At 64.9% G+C, this 15769-nt stretch carries 13 protein-coding genes; 5 read left to right on the top strand and 8 right to left on the bottom strand.

The window, feature by feature from the left end:
• Window positions 1-64 precede the first annotated feature (64 nt).
• The 3 genes from IAE37_RS06685 to IAE37_RS06695 form a co-directional block, all read right to left on the bottom strand.
• Window positions 65-1606 carry a hypothetical protein gene (locus IAE37_RS06685; RefSeq protein WP_201171233.1) on the bottom strand — a complete coding sequence of 514 codons (1542 nt, stop codon included), beginning with the start codon at window positions 1604-1606 and terminating at the stop codon, window positions 65-67.
• A gap of 253 nt (window positions 1607-1859) precedes the next feature.
• Window positions 1860-2204: a hypothetical protein gene (locus tag IAE37_RS06690; RefSeq protein WP_201171236.1), complete on the bottom strand. Its 345-nt coding sequence runs from the start codon at window positions 2202-2204 to the stop codon at window positions 1860-1862.
• Window positions 2205-2237: 33 nt separating this feature from the next.
• Window positions 2238-2540, bottom strand: coding sequence for a hypothetical protein (locus IAE37_RS06695; protein WP_201171239.1), 303 nt, complete (start codon window positions 2538-2540; stop codon window positions 2238-2240).
• Between the two features lie 91 nt (window positions 2541-2631).
• On the opposite strand from IAE37_RS06695, the gene IAE37_RS06700 reads away from it, so the two are divergent.
• A complete protein-coding gene (locus IAE37_RS06700) occupies window positions 2632-3618 on the top strand; it encodes a hypothetical protein (protein ID WP_201171242.1) in 987 nt (328 codons plus the stop codon).
• A 6-nt stretch (window positions 3619-3624) separates the two neighbouring features.
• Here the strand turns inward: IAE37_RS06700 and IAE37_RS06705 are convergent, their stop codons facing one another.
• From IAE37_RS06705 to IAE37_RS06715, 3 genes are all read right to left on the bottom strand, one after another.
• Entirely contained in the window at window positions 3625-5754 is a 2130-nt protein-coding gene (locus IAE37_RS06705; RefSeq protein ID WP_328822703.1) for a 3-hydroxyacyl-CoA dehydrogenase NAD-binding domain-containing protein, read from the bottom strand.
• A 30-nt stretch (window positions 5755-5784) separates the two neighbouring features.
• Entirely contained in the window at window positions 5785-7194 is a 1410-nt protein-coding gene (locus tag IAE37_RS06710) for an MFS transporter (protein WP_201171260.1), read from the bottom strand.
• 171 nt (window positions 7195-7365) lie between these two features.
• Window positions 7366-8253 carry a LysR family transcriptional regulator gene (locus tag IAE37_RS06715; protein ID WP_201171263.1) on the bottom strand — a complete coding sequence of 296 codons (888 nt, stop codon included), beginning with the start codon at window positions 8251-8253 and terminating at the stop codon, window positions 7366-7368.
• Window positions 8254-8364: 111 nt separating this feature from the next.
• Between IAE37_RS06715 and IAE37_RS06720 the strand changes: the two genes are divergently transcribed.
• The 4 genes from IAE37_RS06720 to IAE37_RS06735 all read left to right on the top strand — a co-directional run bounded on the left by IAE37_RS06720 (window position 8365) and on the right by IAE37_RS06735 (window position 13866).
• The gene (locus IAE37_RS06720; RefSeq protein ID WP_201171268.1) at window positions 8365-10089 is read left to right on the top strand and encodes an acyl-CoA dehydrogenase family protein; all 1725 of its coding nucleotides are present in this window, start codon (window positions 8365-8367) and stop codon (window positions 10087-10089) included.
• Window positions 10090-10106: 17 nt separating this feature from the next.
• Window positions 10107-11294: a CaiB/BaiF CoA transferase family protein gene (locus IAE37_RS06725; RefSeq protein WP_201171271.1), complete on the top strand. Its 1188-nt coding sequence runs from the start codon at window positions 10107-10109 to the stop codon at window positions 11292-11294.
• A 69-nt stretch (window positions 11295-11363) separates the two neighbouring features.
• Window positions 11364-12566 (top strand): 3-oxoadipyl-CoA thiolase, encoded by a 1203-nt coding sequence (locus IAE37_RS06730; protein WP_201171274.1) that lies wholly within the window; start codon window positions 11364-11366, stop codon window positions 12564-12566.
• 49 nt (window positions 12567-12615) lie between these two features.
• Window positions 12616-13866: an OprD family porin gene (locus IAE37_RS06735; RefSeq protein ID WP_201171277.1), complete on the top strand. Its 1251-nt coding sequence runs from the start codon at window positions 12616-12618 to the stop codon at window positions 13864-13866.
• Window positions 13867-13893: 27 nt separating this feature from the next.
• On the opposite strand, the gene IAE37_RS06740 is transcribed toward IAE37_RS06735, so the two are convergent.
• Together IAE37_RS06740 and IAE37_RS06745 are read right to left on the bottom strand one after the other, a co-directional pair.
• Window positions 13894-14589, bottom strand: coding sequence for a DUF1963 domain-containing protein (locus IAE37_RS06740; protein WP_201171607.1), 696 nt, complete (start codon window positions 14587-14589; stop codon window positions 13894-13896).
• A gap of 262 nt (window positions 14590-14851) precedes the next feature.
• The gene (locus IAE37_RS06745; RefSeq protein ID WP_201171283.1) at window positions 14852-15760 is read right to left on the bottom strand and encodes a TPM domain-containing protein; all 909 of its coding nucleotides are present in this window, start codon (window positions 15758-15760) and stop codon (window positions 14852-14854) included.
• Window positions 15761-15769 lie beyond the last annotated feature (9 nt).

Genomic DNA, 15769 nt, shown 5'->3' on the forward strand with positions numbered 1-15769 from the left:
GAGCGGGTTTACCCGCGAAGGGGCCCGTCCGGGCATCGACCCTCTCAAGGCCCTGGCCGATTGTCTAGCGCCGATAACTCCCCACCCACATCAACGCCGCCGCCGCCCGTTCCTGGTCCGCCATGCCCAGCGCTTCGCGATACAGGGCCTGGCGCACCGCGCACAATGTGGCGCGGTCGCGCTTGCGGAAATGTTCATACGCCAGCGGTAGCCGCTGTTCGACCCGCTGGAAAATCCCAGCCAGGTCGGCGTCCAGCGTGGCCGGCGCCGGCGGATCATCCGCGCGTAGCGGCAGGGTGTCCTCGAGCATGCGCACCTCGGCGGCCATATGCTCGGCCTGGGCCTGCGCCGGTACCTGGCTGCGTACATCCTTGCCGGTGAGGTATCCCCAGCAGGCCTCACCGCCCACCTGTTCCAATGCAACCAGATAGTCGAGCTCGCTTCGCCAGAGGTCCATTGCCACCGTTGCCGGGGCCTGGGCCATGGCGCGGCTGCCCAGCTCGTTCTGCCGTTGGGTATTCTTGGTGTTGAAGGCGCCGAAGCGCCGGGCCTGGCGCAACGCTTCGGCGATCTGCTGTTTCTCGGCGGCGAACTGCTCTGGCGCTTTCTGCTCCATGACGCGGTACACCAGCGAACTGCGCAGGTAGGCGTCGAACTGCTGCGGCTCGCGCAACGAGATCAGGTGCCGGTCGGCGAAATCGTCGGGGTCGGCAAGGCCTGTGATGATCTGCTCGCGGCGCAAGGTGTCGACGTCCGGGTACCACATCGACGCGGGGTCGGTCGCAAGCACCTTGTCGATGAACGCCTCGCTCATGCCGGCATCGCGCAGCGTCTGGCGGTAATTGTCCATCAGCATCTCGGGCTGCTCAGCCGAACCATACAGCGCCCCCGAGTGATAGCCCAGGCGCGCCTCGGGGCCCAGCCAGCGCTCCTTGCCGGCCTGGAACACGAGGGTGCAGGCACTCTGGCAATCGCCGTCGGTATAGGTGATCAGTTGTTTCTGCCGGATCAGCTTGGCGATGCCCTGGGCTTCGAGCAGCAGGCCGCCGACGCTGTCCAGTTGCACCCGGGTGATCTTTGGATGCGCGTCCAGTTGCTGGCGCACGGCCTCGGTGCTGCCCAGCGACAAGCCGCCGGCGATCCCCAGCTCATCTGGTGCCAGCAGAGCGACCCGGTATGGGGGAAGCAACTGCGGATCCCGCCACATCTGCCACACCGACTTGAACGCCGACAGGTTGTCGGTCTCGACCAGGCTGTACAGGGTGTAGGCGCAATCGAGCAGTAGCAACCCATGCACCACCCGCACCCACAGCATGCGCCCGCCCCGGGCCTGGTGCTGGCGCGCCGAGCGCCAGGTGCCCACGCCCTGCCACACCGCCATCGCCAGTATCAGCACCAGCATCACCGCCAGGGCTGCCAGCAGGGTGGTCGGATTCGGTGGATAGGCGCGGATCAGTGGCTCCAGCCCGAACAGCGGTAGCCACACCAGGCTCAGCAGTCCGCAGTTGACCCAGAACGAGCGGGCCAGCGACAGCTCGCCACGCCAATGGCGCATGAAATAGGAAGCACGCGGCTGTGTGGGCGGCGCATCGAGGGTACGATCCATGTGGGAACAACGTCCTTGGGTAGGGTGATGGCAATGTGCTGTGCACCCTAGCGAAGGCGCTTGAGTCCGGCAAGCCTCGCAGGCCTGCTTTTGCGGCCGAGGCGGGGAGCCGTGTGCCAAACTCCTTGCACCCTGAAAGGATCAGCAAATGCCTGGCACGGGCTACGCCCGTGTTCGCGGGTAAACCCGCTCCTACAGGGATTTCACCAGCCTGTCGGAATGGGCAAGACAGTTGGTTTTGCAGGGGCTGTGCTCATGGATTCACGTAGATGTCGATCACATGCTTGGGCAGAAACCACACCTCCATCCCCGGCCCGATGTCCTCGGTGCACAGCGGCTGGTTATCGAGCTGCCCTCGATAGAAATCCCCGACGCGCCCTTTGACGATCACCCACATGCGTTCGATGTTTTCCTCTTCCGCCTCGTCCTCGTCGACGGTAACGATGCGAAAAATCAGCTTCACCAGTTCATCGGGTTGCAGGTTGTGTCGGGCCTCGGCAGGCGGCAACCAGAAGCTGTCGGGAAACTCCTCGTGGATGGCCTCGCCATCGTCCAGTGCCCAGCCATCGTCCTCGATGTTCGCCAGTCTCGATTCCATAAAAACCTGTAGCCTCCTGTTCCGTGGCTTTATCTAGAAGAACGTGTCGGTCCACACCAGTGGGATCAACCCGACCACAGCCAGCACGGCCTGCACCGCAACGGTCACCCGTACTTCTTTCGGCGACCTGCGGATGAACCAGTAGACCGCGTTCAACGCCATCGAGATCAGGTTGGTGAGCCACAAGACGGCGAGCGCCAGGATGCCGCCTATGTCGATGGGCGAACTGGTGGGCGCTACCAATACGTACAGCGCCAGGGCCACGCCGAGTAGCACCACGGCGATCGAGAAGAAGGCCAGGCGGCGGGTAAGCCGTAAAGCGTCATCAGGCATCATGCCGAACGTTTTCCTTGAGTGATCTGTGCTTGGGACAGCGCTCAGCCTGGATTATTCTGCGCGGTCTGCATCAGGGTTTACAAGGACGTCCATGATCCCTATCGATATGCCGGTCATGCTGCTCGGCTACATGATCATTATCTTTTCCGAAGTGTTCCTCTGGCTGCTGATCGCTGGCCTGCTGGCCTTGTTGATCCCGCGCTGCCGGCGCTACATGCTGGCACGGCGCTGGCGCTACGGCCTGTTGGCGGTGTTGCTGGCGGCGGGGAGCGTGCCCAATCTGCAGATAACCCTCGACCTGTGGCTGGAACGGCGCGCGCACAATCCGCGCCTGGAGCACGATGAAGTGCTGGGCGACCTGGTGCTGCCGGCTGGCACCCGGGTCCACCTGAAGTACCTCGAACCGAGCAACGAATGGGACGGCACCCCCATACCCTATGGCCTGCAGAGCCTGGACAGCGCCGAGTTCGTTCGCACCCCCGTCAACATCATGGGCCTGCAGGTGCGCAGCCTGAAACTCCGTGGCTACGATGCGACCCTGCAGACACTTGCCGCGCACGAGGTGGAAGGCTGGCGCTGCGATGCTGGCCAGGTCGAGTTCAAGATCCATCCCAAAGAGCAGCTGAAGTTCTCCGAATGGCAGCTGTACGCCTGCACGCTGGCGGCAGGTACCGAGCTGGGTGGCATCGTCTGGCCTGGCCCGGTGCAGATATTCCGTGATCGGGAGGGTTGGAATGCCCGCTCCGAGGGGCACTCGATGACCCTGCTGGGCATGCGACTGCGCTGGCTGAGCATGACCGGCAAGCAACCCTACGGGCCGGCGAGCAGCTGGAGTGGCATGCTCGACCAGCCTTTCGTCTTCGGCCCTGTGCAGTATCCGGCCGAGGTCCACGTCGAGAGTTTCAACGGCCTGGTGCTATTCAACCTGCCGCCGGACACGCAAGCCCAGGACCTGCGCACTCACACGCCGATCGAGGGCGGCAACACGGTGGTGCACAGGCTGGCGGGCGAGGTGCTGAAGGTGCGCCCGAGCCGCAAGCTGGGCGACCCTTTTATCGACGACCTGGCAGAGCCCTGAGCGCCGTCAGGCGGCGTTCAGGTCCTCGAACGTGCGCCCGCTGCCGGCCAGCTCGACCAGCAGTGAGGAAGGGCGCCAGAACAGCGGATCGCGCTCGGCGTAGCGTTCGAGCCTGGCCAGCACGTTGGCCAGCCCCAGCTGGTCGGCATGGTACATCGGCCCGCCAAGGTGGCGTGGGAAGCCATAGCCGTTGACCAGCACCACGTCGATATCCGATGGGCGCAGCGCGATGCGGTCGTTGAGCAGGTTGGCGCCTTCGTTGATCATCGCCATCAGGTAGCGTTCGGCGATGTCTTCGTCGCTGAAGGCCACAGGCTTTATGCCGGCTGCCTGGCGCACCTGCTCGACGATGGCCGCGACCTGCGGGTTGGGCCGCGCCGGCGAGCCGGGTTCGTGCAGGTAATAGCCCCTGCCGCTCTTCTGCCCGAACCAGCCCTGCTGGCACAGCGCATCCGACACCCCCGACTGGCGCAGCCGCGGGTCGCGCAATGGCGCCCGACGCTGGCGCGTGGCCCAGGCGATGTCGCCGCCGGCCAGGTCCATCACCTGGTACGGCCCCATGGCGAAGCCGAATGCCCGCAACGCCTGGTCCACCTGGTACGGCGAAGCGCCGTCGAGCACCGCCAGGTCGGCGGCCTCGCGGTACACCGCGAGCATGCGGTTGCCGATGAAACCATCGCAGACCCCGGCGCGTACCGGTGTCTTGCGCAGCCGGGTGGCGAGGGCGAAGGCCGTGGCGGTGGTCGTGGCATCGGTCTGCTCGGCGACGATGATCTCCACCAGCTTCATGATGTTGGCTGGTGAAAAGAAATGGATGCCGATGACGCGCTGCGGGTTGATGACCACGCGCGCGATCTCGTTGACGTCCAGGTACGAAGTGTTGCTGGCGAGGATCGTGTCCTCGCGGCAGATCACGCCGAGCAGGGTGAACAGTTCCTGCTTGACGGTGAGGTCCTCGAACACGGCCTCGATCACCAGTTGCGCAGGCTTGAGGTCACTGAACTCGATGGTGTCGGTCAGGCGTGCGAGGCGTTCGTGTTTGCTGGCCTCGCTGATCCTGCCCTTGCTGACCTGCTTGTCGTAGGTGTCGCGGATTCGCTCGACGCCGCGCTGCAATGGTGTCTTCTCGCGCTCGACCAGGATCACCTCGTAGCCAGCATCCAACAGCGCCAGGCTGATACCGGTGCCCATGGTGCCAGCGCCGATCACGCCCACCCGTGTGACCGGCAGCGCCTGGGCCTGTGCCAGCTCGGGGACCTTCGCGGCCTTGCGTTCGGCCATGAAGGCATGGATCAGCCCGGCGCGCTGCGGGCTCTGGCGGCACTGCTCGAACAGGCTTTTTTCCCTGGCCAGGCCTTGCTCGAACGTCAGTTCGATGGCGGCCTGCACCGCTTCCACGGCGCGCTGGGGCGCGAACAGCCCATTGCTGCGTGCCAGCCCGTTGCGCGCCTGTTCAAGTGCCTCCCGGGCCTGGGCAGTGTCGGCAAGCCCCGGCATGTCGCAGCTGCGCCGTGGCTCGCCGCTCTGCTCGGTGAGGCGCTGGGCGACAGCCAGTGCTGCCTGCAGCACTTCGCCGGGCTCGACCAGTTGATCGACCAACTGGTTGGTAAGCGCTGCCTGGGCAGCGATCGGCTTGGCCCCGAGGATCAGCTCCAGTGCCGCCGCGCAGCCCATCAACCGGGGCGCGCGCTGGGTACCTCCAGCGCCTGGGATCAAGCCGAGGCCGACTTCCGGCAGGCCCAGTTTGGCGGTGCTGGCGGCCACCCGGTAATGGCAGGCCAGGGCCAGTTCCAGGCCGCCACCCAGGCAGGTACCATTGATCGCGGCCACCACTGGTTTGTGGCTTTGTTCGATGCGCACGCACAAGTCGGACAGGCTCGGCCGGGTAACTTGGCCAAACTCCTTGATGTCGGCACCCCCGCAAAAGTGTTGGCCTTCGCCTATGATGACAATGGCAGTGATGTGGGCGTCTTGTTGGGCTTTATCGAAAGCCAGATTCAATTCGGTTTTAACGGCCGAACTCAGTGCATTGACCGGAGGATTATCGAGTCGAATAACTTCGATGCCGATATCCCGATAAACCGTTGATGAAGTTTCAGGCGAAGTTGTGCCTGCCATCGAATGTTCCATAGCCATGGTGATTCCTGAAAGTTATCCGCGCAGTCGTCAGATCGCGCCGGGAGCCCGTGCGCCCAACCCGGTGGGTTGGCTGGCAGGCGTCGGCGCCTGTTCGTCCCCGGCCAGGTTGAGCGAGTCGGCCTGCTCGGCCACCGAGTGGTCCTTGGCATGGATGCCGGTGCGGTTGATCAGCATGATCGAGGCCACCAGCGAGACCACCGCGTACAGCGCCGAGGCCACGGCCACCCAGAAGATCCCGCCGGTGGAGTTGAGGATCCACTGCGCCAGCACTGGCGTGCCGCCACCGATCAGCAGCGAGCACAGCTGGTACGCCAGCGACAGCCCGGTGTAGCGGATGCGCGCGGGGAACGCCCGGGCCAGCATGCCGCCGACCGCGCCGTAGAACATCGCGTGGGGAATGGTCGCCAGGCACATGCCCAGCGCGGCCAGCCAGTACACCTTGGACTCGATGGCATAGAACATCACCGGCATGAACAGCAGCTCGGGAATGAGCATGATCGCCACCGCCTTGCGCATGTCGATGCGCGAGGCGAGCAGGGCGCCGAGCGGCTGGAAGATGAACTGCACGATCAGCGCCAGGACGATGATGCTGAGGAAGGTGTCCTGCGAGTAGCCCAGGGTCTTGCTGGCCCACGACAGGGCGAAGGTGGTCTTGAAGTAGGTGACGTGGATCACCGGCAGCACCAGCGCGCCCAGCAATACCAGGCGCCAGTGTTTCTGCAGCACTTCGGCGACCGGCAGCTTGACGGTCTTCTTCTGTGCGATGAGCTTCTTCATGTCGTCGGATTCTTCCAGCTTCAGCCGGATCACCATGCCGACGATCACCAACATGGCCGAGAGCAGGAACGGAATGCGCCAGCCGTAGGTGATGAACTCGGGCGTGGGCATGGCACTGAGGGCGAAGAACACCAGGGTTGCCAGCAGGTTGCCGGTCGGCGAGCCTTGCTGGGCGAACGAGGCATAGAGGATGCCCTTGCCCTTGGGCGCGTGCTCGCTGGCGATGAGAATGGCGCCGCCCCATTCGCCACCCACGGCGATGCCCTGGATGACCCGCAGCGCCACCAGGCCCACCGGGGCCCAGATACCGATGGCGTCATACGAGGGCAGCAGGCCGATGCCGGTGGTGGCGATGCCCATCATCACCAGGGTGATCACCAAGGTGGTCTTGCGGCCGATCTTGTCGCCCATGTGGCCGAAGATCAGGCCTCCGATCGGGCGGGCGATGAAGCCCGACCACAAGGTGACGAACGCCAGCAACGTGGCAACGCCCGGGTCGAGGTCGGCCGGAAAGAAGACTTTGCCAAATACCAATGCCGCGGCAAAACCATATATGTAGAAGTCATACCATTCGATGGTGGTGCCGATAAAAGAGGCAATTCCGGCGCGCCTGGCCTTGGCTGCCTGAATCTTCGGATCAGGGACAGTAGTGGTGCTCATGAACTCATCTCTTTATTGTTTTTTGGGCTGAATATATGGCTGCACGCAAAGGGGCAGGCGTTAATTCAAGAACGAGTGTCGAGCGCCGAGTGTAGGGAGCGGAGGCAGAAATAAATATTCTTTTATTATTATCGTTTCATATGGGTTTGCTTATCGTAGAGGTGGCAGCTTTCATACCCTCGGCAGGCATTCGCGCAGGGTCTTGAGGAAGGCCTGCACGGCCACCGCCGGTGCCGCCACGGGGTAGATGGCGTGGGTTTCCGACAGTGCCCCGGCCTGGTCGATCTCGGCGTAGTGGATGTTGTCCGGCCAGGCCTGGGAGAGCGTCTTGGGCACCAGCGCGACGCCCATGCCCATGCTCACCATGGTCACGATGGTCTGCCACAACCGTGCTTCGTGGCGGATGATCGGGCTGAAGCCCGCGCCCACGCAGCGGGCCACGATCAGGTCGTGGTAATGCGGCGATACCGCCCGAGGGAAGAGGATGAAGCCTTCGTCGCGCAGGTCGGCCAGGTCGATCTTCCGCCGCCCGGCTGCTGGGTGGGTGGCGGGTACGCAGCAGACGAACGGGTCGGCGATGACCAGTTCCGAGGCCACGCCAGGCGAGGTCATGCCGCCATGCACGAAGCCCAGGTCGATCTGCCCGCGCTGGATGGCGGTCACTTGCTCGGCGCTGTTCATCTCGATCAGCACCACTTCCACGCCGGGGTTGTCCTGCTGGAAGCGCTCGACTGCCCGGGGCAGGCCACGGTGCAGCATCGAGTTGACGAAGCCGATGCGCACGCGGCCGATGAAGCCGGCCGCCGAGCGCTTGGTCAGGGCTTTCATCTGCTCCACCTGCACCAGCAGGTTGCGCGCTTCGGCCAGCAGGGTTTCGCCGGCGCCGGTCAGTTTGACGAACTTGTTGGTGCGCACGAACAGCTGCGTATCGAGCTGTTCCTCGAGCTTCTTGATGTCGAAGCTCAGCGCCGGCTGCGAGATGAACAGGCGGGCGGCGGCTCGGCCGAAATGCAGCTCTTCGGCCACGGCGATGAAGTAGCGCAAGTGTTTGAGGTCCATCCGCCGGCTCCTACGATCTGTTTTATTTATCGTAGGGTCTTTTTTTTGTATTGGATAGTTATCGAAGCGATTCCTAGGATCGGGGCAACAAAAACAACCAGGACGTCCCCGATGACCGCCGCACACCCAAGCCTCTCGGCTACCGAGAGCAATATCCCCGACAGCGCAGGCATCAACTTGTTCGAGGCCGATGCCAGCCTGGGCCGCCTGCTCGAGCTGTACCTCCCGGCGGCCGAGCTGGCCCGCTGGAAGCCGACGCTGGAGCGCCTGGGCGCTCGCGCCGGTGGCGAGCTGGACCAGCTGGCGCTGTCTGCCGACAAGCACGCGCCCACCCTGCAACAGCGCACCCGCCGTGGCGAAGCGCTGCAGAGCATCCTCAAGCATCCTGACTACGTGGCGCTGGAGCGCGTGGCCTACGGCGAGCTGGGCCTGTCGCGCATGAGCCATGTCGAGGACCGCCCCTCGCCCTTGGTCAAGTACGCGCTCACCTACCTGTTCGTGCAGGCGGAGTTCGGCCTGTGCTGCCCGGTGAGCATGACCGATTCGCTGACCCGCACCCTGCGCAAGTTCGGCGATGACGCCCTGGTGCAGCGCTACCTGCCGGCACTGACCGACCCCAACTTCGAAACCCTGTTCCAGGGCGCCATGTTCATGACCGAGCAGGCGGCCGGCTCTGACGTCTCCGGTACGGTGACCGAGGCGCGCAAGCAGGACGGGGCCTGGAAGCTGTACGGCGACAAGTGGTTCTGCTCGAACGCCGACGCCGACCTGGCCATGGTCCTGGCCCGCTCCAACGATCAGCCGGGCCTCAAGGGCGTCAGCCTGTTCCTGCTGCCCAAGGTGCTCGACGACGGTTCGCGCAACGCCTACCGCATCATCCGCCTGAAGGACAAGCTCGGCACTCGCTCCATGGCCAGCGGCGAGATCGCCCTGGAAGGCGCCACCGCCTACCTGGTGGGCCAGGAGGGCCGCGGCTTCCAGCAGATGGCCGACATGATCAACATGTCGCGGCTGTCCAACGGCGTGCGTTCGGCCGGCATGATGCGCCGCGCGCTGACCGAAGCCCTGTACATCGCCCGCCATCGCCGGGCCTTTGGCAAGGCACTGATCGAGATGCCACTGATGCAGCGCCAGTTGCTGAAGATCATGCTGCCGACCGAGCAGGCCCGCTCGATGTTCATGCAGATCGCCACCTTGCTGCCCAAGGCCGACGCTGGCGAGCAAGCGGCGCAGAAGTGCGTGCGCATCCTTACGCCGCTGGTGAAGTTCCGTGCCTGCCGCGATGCCCGCAGGGTCACCGGCGATGCCATGGAGGTGCGCGGCGGCGTCGGCTACATCGAGGAATGGAGCGACGCCCGGCTGGTGCGCGATTCGCACCTGGGTTCGATCTGGGAGGGCACCAGCAACATCGTGGCGCTGGACATCGCCCGCGCCACGGTGCGTGAAGGCGCCCTGGGGCCATTGACCGAGTATCTGCAAGGCTTGCTGGCCGAAGCCGGATTGCCGGACGCGTCCAAGGCATTGTTCGAGCAGGTCCTGCACACTGCCAGCGAAGGCATGCGCAGCGTCGCCGAGCACGACCGCAGCGAAGAAGTCCGCCACAGCGGCAGCGCGCTCTATCACATCACCACGGCCATCTTCATGGCCTGGGAGGCAATGCGCCTGGGCGACTTCCGCCGCCTGGCCCTGGCCCACCTGGTGCTCCAGCACAAGCTGCTGCCCAGCGACCCGCTGCAACCGCTGCACACCCCCGAGCAGGCCCAGGTACTGGCCAAGGTCGCCTGCGAACAACCCATCGACCTCACTGCGGCGCTGTCGCTGCTGCCACGTCGCTGATCCGGGAGCGTAGAGCCATGAACGACAAGACTGGCGCCCTCAGCGGCATCAAGGTCGTCGACCTCAGCCGCGTGCTGGGCGGCCCCTACTGCACCCAGGCCCTGGCCGACCACGGCGCCGAGGTGATCAAGCTGGAACCCTTGAGCGGCGATGAAACCCGCGGCTGGGGCCCGCCCTTCGATGTCGACCTGGCGGCCTACTTCAAGGGCGTCAACCGCAACAAGCTGAGCCTGGCCGTGGACCTCTCGGTGGCCCAGGGCAAGGATGTGCTGATTCGCCTGCTGGAAGACGCCGACGTCCTGGTCGAGAACTTCAAGCCCGGCACCCTGGAGCGCTGGGGGCTGGGCTACGACACCTTGAAGACCCGCTTCCCAGGGCTGATCCATTGCTCCATCACCGGCTTTGGCGCCGATGGGCCGCTGGGTGGGCTGCCGGGCTACGACGCGGTGATCCAGGCCATGGCCGGCCTGATGAGCGTGAACGGTGACGAGCAAAGCGGCCCGACCCGCGTCGGCTTGCCGGTGGTCGACCTGGTGACCGGGCTCAACGCCCTGACCGGCGTGCTGCTGGCCCTGGCCGAACGCACCCGCAGCGGCCAAGGGCAGCATGTCGACATCTCGCTCTACGATTGCGGCATGTCGCTGTTGCACCCGCACGTGCCCAACTATCTGGCCTCGGGCAAGCTACCCAGGCTCACCGGCAATGCCCACCCGAACATCTGCCCCTACGACAGCTACCAGTCGGGGAGCGTCCCGGTGTTCCTGGCCATCGGCAACGACGGCCAGTTCCGCAAGCTCTGCGAGTTCATCGATGCCGGCACGTTGCCCGATGACCCGCGCTTCGCCAACAACGCCCAGCGCCTGCGCCACCGCGATGCACTCAAGGTGTTGCTCGAGCAGAGGCTGGCCGACCATGACGGCCTGCTGCTCGCCGAGCAACTGATGGCGCGTGGCGTGCCGTGCGGCGCCATCGCCAATGTCCAGGCCGTGGTCGATCACCCGCACACCCAGCATCGGCAGATGATCTGGCGCCAGGGCGATTACCAGGGCCTGGGTTCGCCGATCAAGCTGTCGCGCACACCGCCTGCGTTGCGCTATGCGCCACCACAGCTGGGCGAGCACACCCGCACGGTACTGGCCAGCCACGGCTTCGATGCCGAGGCGATTAGCAGCCTTGAGGCCAACGGCGTAATCCCGGCCCGATAACCCAACCCGCTTTCCGTGTCGCGGCGTCCGGGATGGGCGCCGTGCACGGCTTTTTCCAGAGAACCCACCATGCTCGATGCCTACCTCTATTCCGGGCTGCGCAGCCCGTTCGGCCGCCATGCCGGCGGCCTCGCCCCGTTGCGCCCCGACGACCTTGCCGCTGCGGTGCTGGCGCAGGTCATGGAAACCTCCGGGTTTCCACTTTCTGAGCTCGATGAAGTCATTCTCGGCTGCACCAACCAGAGCGGCGAGGACAGCCGCAACGTCGCCCGCCATGCCGCGCTGCTGGCCAAGCTGCCTTGCTCGGTGCCGGGCATCACCGTCAACCGGCTGTGCGCCAGCGGGCTGTCGGCGGTGATCGACGCGGCCCGGGCGATCACTTGCGGTGAAGGCAGCCTGTACCTGGCCGGTGGCGTTGAGAGCATGTCCAGGGCGCCGTTCGTGATGAACAAGTCGGCTACGCCGTTCAGTCGTTCGGTCGGTCTGTTCGACAGCACCATCGGCGTGCGCTTTCCCAATGGCCGGCTGATTGCCCAGTATGGCAATCACAGCATGCCGGAGACTGCCGACAACCTGGCTGCGCAGATGCAGATCAGCCGCGAGGAGGCCGACGCCTACGCGGCGGCTTCGCAGGCGCGCTACCAGGCGGCGTTGCGCGACGGCTTCTTCGCGGGCGAGATCATGCCCATTGCCGTGCCGGCAGGGCGCAAGGGCGAGCTGCTGGAGGTCGGCGCCGACGAGCATCCGCGGCCTCAGTCGGATGCGGCCGCGCTGGCGCGCTTGCCGGCGTTGTTCCCAGGCGGCGTGGTCACGGCGGGCAATGCATCGGGCATCAATGACGGCGCCGCCGCCCTGGTGATCGGCAGCCGCCAGGTTGGCGAGCAGTACGGGGTGAAGCCGCTGGCAAGAGTCCTTTCTTCCGCAAGTGTCGGCGTGGAGCCGCGGATCATGGGCATCGGCCCGCACCAGGCGATCCTCACTGCCCTGCAACGCGCCAACCTGACCCTCGACCAGGTCGATCTCATCGAAATCAACGAAGCCTTCGCCGCCCAGGTGCTGGCCTGCTTGAAAGCCCTGGGCCTGCCGTTCGATGACCCACGCGTGAACCCTCACGGCGGAGCCATCGCCATCGGCCATCCCCTGGGCGCATCCGGCGCGCGCCTGGCGCTCACCGCAGCGCGCAGCTTGCACCAGCGCAACCAATGCTACGCAGTGGTCAGCCTTTGCGTGGGTGTCGGCCAGGGCGTGGCCATGGTGCTGGAACGCTGTTGACCCTTGAGCGGGCGCACGTTCGCGCCCGCGTCGTTCGTTTGGAGAACACATGTACAACAACAATAAGACCACTGTTTTCCTCTTCACCACGCTGGCCGGCTGCAGTGGCCTGGCAGCGGCCGAAGGGTTCGTCGAGGATGGCAAGGCCACCTTGTCGATGCGCAACTTCTACATGAACCGCGATTTTCGCGATGGGGCGGGGCGCTCGAAAAGCGAGGAGTGGGCCCAGGGTTTTCTGCTCGACTATCGCTCGGGGTACACCCCCGGCACCGTCGGCTTTGGCGTCGACGTGCTGGGCAAGCTGGGCATCAAGCTCGACTCCAGCAGCGACCGCGCCGGCACTGGGCTGCTGCCGGTGCAGGAAGACGGGCAACCTGGCGACAACTACTCGCGGCTGGGCGCCACGGTGAAGCTGCGGGTGGCCAGGAGCGAGTTGAAGGTCGGCACCCTGGTGCCCAAGCTACCGACGGTACAGCCCAACTATGGGCGGCTGTTCCCGCAGATGTTCCAGGGTGGGATGCTGACCTCCAACGATTTCTCCAACACCACGCTGACCCTCGGCCGGCTCGATGAAGTCAGCCAGCGCAACGAGTCGGGCCAGGGCAGCGTCGCGCTGTACAACCGCAACAGCCGCTTCCGCACGGCGGCACCGGCCGATCATTTCTACCTCGGCGGGGTGGACTATCAGTGGAACAAGCAGTGGTCGAGCAGCTACCACTACGGCAAGCTCGACGACGTCTATGCGCAGCACTTCATCGGCGTCAAAGGGCGCACGGCCGTGGGCAGCGATGCGCTGGAGCTGGACCTGCGGCTGTCGATCAGCGACGACACCGGCAGCGCGGCGGGCGGCAAGATCGACAACCGTGCCTTGAACGGCATGCTCACCTATCGCCAGCACGCGGGTCATGCCTTTGGCCTGGGGTTGCAGAAGATGAGTGGGGATAGCGCCTTCCCGTACCTCGATGGCACCGATCCGTACCTGATCAACTTTGCCCAGTATGGGGATTTCTCGGAGCAGAACGAGAAGTCCTGGCAGCTGCGCTACGACTATGACTTTGCTGCTAGTGGGATACCGGGGTTGAGTTTCATGACGCGCTACTTTCACGGCGAGGATGCCAAGGTGCTGGGGCATGAATCGGGTCGTGAATGGGAGCGCGATACCGATATCAAGTACGTGATTCAGGGGGGACCGTTGGCAGGTGTGGGGATCACCTGGCGTAACGCGGCCTACCGGTCTTCGTTCACGCGGGACGTGGATGAAAACCGGTTTTACCTGAGTTATGAGGTGCGGTTGTTCTGACGGTCTGGTTCGACACCGTCACGGCGTTCAGTAGAAGTCGTAGTACAGAGCCCAGGCACCCGTGACGGTGTTTTTCCAGAACATCAGGCTGCCGCTGTGCACCACGTTCAGGTTGATCTTGGCATCCGATGAAATCTGCAGCACGAACTCGAAGCCTTCGTCGGGCTCCACGCCTGCCTGGCAGAACGAGGGGTAGCCACCGATCTTGTGTTCGTAGCAGTGGGTGACCAGGTCGTAGTAGCCGTTGAGCTTGCCTTGGCGTTTCAGTTCGAGCACTTCGTCCTCAAGGTCGGCCGGCACGCCACCGCCGTCCCATAGTGGCATATCCTCGGCGACCCACTCGGTCTTCAGCGGGAACGGCTTGAGGTGCGAGTGGGAGACGCTGAGGTCCTTGCGCACCAGCACATCGTCATGGCCGTATTCGCGGATCAGCCAGTTGCCGCCCATAGGCTCGAAGGGTTCGGGGAAGCGCTGGGACAGGAACACGGTGAGCACACGCGTGTCCGCCAGGGCCGGGGGGCAATAGGGCAGGCCAGGCAGGTGGAACTGCGCGTAGGGCAGCATCTGTTCGCCGGCTTCATTGCGCGGGATGTCTTCAGTGGGCTTGAACAGGAAGACCTTGCCGAGCCAGCTTTCGTCGTCCTGATGGGTAGGCCTGAAACCACCTGCCACGAGTTTCGTGGCGGGCCGGGCCAGGCGTCGCTTGATTTCCTCGATGTCCATACCGTGCTCCATATCGGCTCCTACAGGGGGGAACAGTCTGCCATCGCTGCGCACATCGATCTCGGCGTCGCAGCTGGAACCTTGGGGCTGCTGTGCAGCCCATCGCGGCACGAGGCCGCTCCTGCAATGATCGCGTTTCTCCAGACACCGTCAGGTATTGCAACCCCCTGTAGGAGCGGCCTTGCGCCGCGATGGGCTGCGTAGCAGCCCCGGTGCCTTCGGATCATTTTGCAGGCCAGAGGCCGCTTCGCGCCCCCGGGCGTCACCAACCGCCGCTGGCGCCGCCACCGCCGCTGCGGCCACCACCACCTTTGGGGCGTGATGACCCTCCCGAGCGCCTGCTGCCGCGTGTGTCGCCCACGTCGCTGCTGCCATGCACATAGGCATACAGCACCCCATAGGCCAGCAAGGCAAGGAAGGCCATCGCTCCCGAGCGGATCAACACCATGTCGAGGGCAGTGCCGCGCAATAGCTCGATGCCCACCGATACCAAGCCAATGATCACGGCACTGCAGAGCGCCCGCATGAAACCATTGAGCCCTCTGAACCGGCTGCCCAGCCAGCTGGGCAAAGCCGCCAGCAATATCAGCGACACCACCACGCTCACCAGCCCGCCAAGCCGCGGCGGTGCGCGCTCCGCCTCCGTTGCCGGAGCGCTCGCCAGCACCGGTGCCGGTGGCGCGCTGTGGCCCTCGATCAACTCGCCGATGGCATCGATGCCATGCAGCACGCCGGTGTAGTAGTCGCCCTGGCGAAAGGCCGGGGCGATGCGCTCGTCGATGATGTGCTTGGCTTGCACGTCGGTGATGCGACCTTCCAGCCCGTAGCCCACTTCGATGCGCAGTGCGTGCGACTGCTTGGCGACCACCAACAGCACACCGTCATCCTGCCCCTGGCGGCCCAGGCGCCACTTAGCGAACGCGCGTACCGCCAACTGCTCTATCGTTTCGTCTTCCAGCTCAGGCACCAGCAGTACGGCCACTTGCGCCTTGCTGCGCTGCTCCAGCCCTTGCAGGCGCTGCTCCAGGGCCTGGCGCTGGTCGGCGCCGAGGGTGCCGCTGAGGTCGGTGACCCAGCTTTGCAGTTCGGGTATCTGCACCGCGGCGCGAGCAGCGCTGGCGCACAGGCCAAGCAGTAGGGTGATCAGCATCAGGCTGATGGCGCGAGCCATCGCGCCCGT

Origin of the sequence: Pseudomonas sp. S31 (assembly GCF_016648105.1) — a bacterium.
Taxonomy (GTDB): domain Bacteria; phylum Pseudomonadota; class Gammaproteobacteria; order Pseudomonadales; family Pseudomonadaceae; genus Aquipseudomonas.

Excerpts from the sequence above, each read along its gene's own strand:
- IAE37_RS06710 (WP_201171260.1), bottom strand. The coding sequence starts at position 7,194 with ATGAGCACCACTACTGTCCCTGATCCGAAGATTCAGGCAGCCAAGGCC.
- IAE37_RS06715 (WP_201171263.1), bottom strand. The coding sequence starts at position 8,253 with ATGGACCTCAAACACTTGCGCTACTTCATCGCCGTGGCCGAAGAGCTG.
- IAE37_RS06695 (WP_201171239.1), bottom strand. The coding sequence starts at position 2,540 with ATGATGCCTGATGACGCTTTACGGCTTACCCGCCGCCTGGCCTTCTTC.
- IAE37_RS06690 (WP_201171236.1), bottom strand. The coding sequence starts at position 2,204 with ATGGAATCGAGACTGGCGAACATCGAGGACGATGGCTGGGCACTGGAC.
- IAE37_RS06740 (WP_201171607.1), bottom strand. The coding sequence starts at position 14,589 with ATGGACATCGAGGAAATCAAGCGACGCCTGGCCCGGCCCGCCACGAAA.
- IAE37_RS06730 (WP_201171274.1), top strand. The coding sequence starts at position 11,364 with ATGCTCGATGCCTACCTCTATTCCGGGCTGCGCAGCCCGTTCGGCCGC.
- IAE37_RS06745 (WP_201171283.1), bottom strand. The coding sequence starts at position 15,760 with ATGGCTCGCGCCATCAGCCTGATGCTGATCACCCTACTGCTTGGCCTG.
- IAE37_RS06705 (WP_328822703.1), bottom strand. The coding sequence starts at position 5,754 with ATGGCTATGGAACATTCGATGGCAGGCACAACTTCGCCTGAAACTTCA.
- IAE37_RS06685 (WP_201171233.1), bottom strand. The coding sequence starts at position 1,606 with ATGGATCGTACCCTCGATGCGCCGCCCACACAGCCGCGTGCTTCCTAT.
- IAE37_RS06735 (WP_201171277.1), top strand. The coding sequence starts at position 12,616 with ATGTACAACAACAATAAGACCACTGTTTTCCTCTTCACCACGCTGGCC.
- IAE37_RS06725 (WP_201171271.1), top strand. The coding sequence starts at position 10,107 with ATGAACGACAAGACTGGCGCCCTCAGCGGCATCAAGGTCGTCGACCTC.
- IAE37_RS06720 (WP_201171268.1), top strand. The coding sequence starts at position 8,365 with ATGACCGCCGCACACCCAAGCCTCTCGGCTACCGAGAGCAATATCCCC.
- IAE37_RS06700 (WP_201171242.1), top strand. The coding sequence starts at position 2,632 with ATGATCCCTATCGATATGCCGGTCATGCTGCTCGGCTACATGATCATT.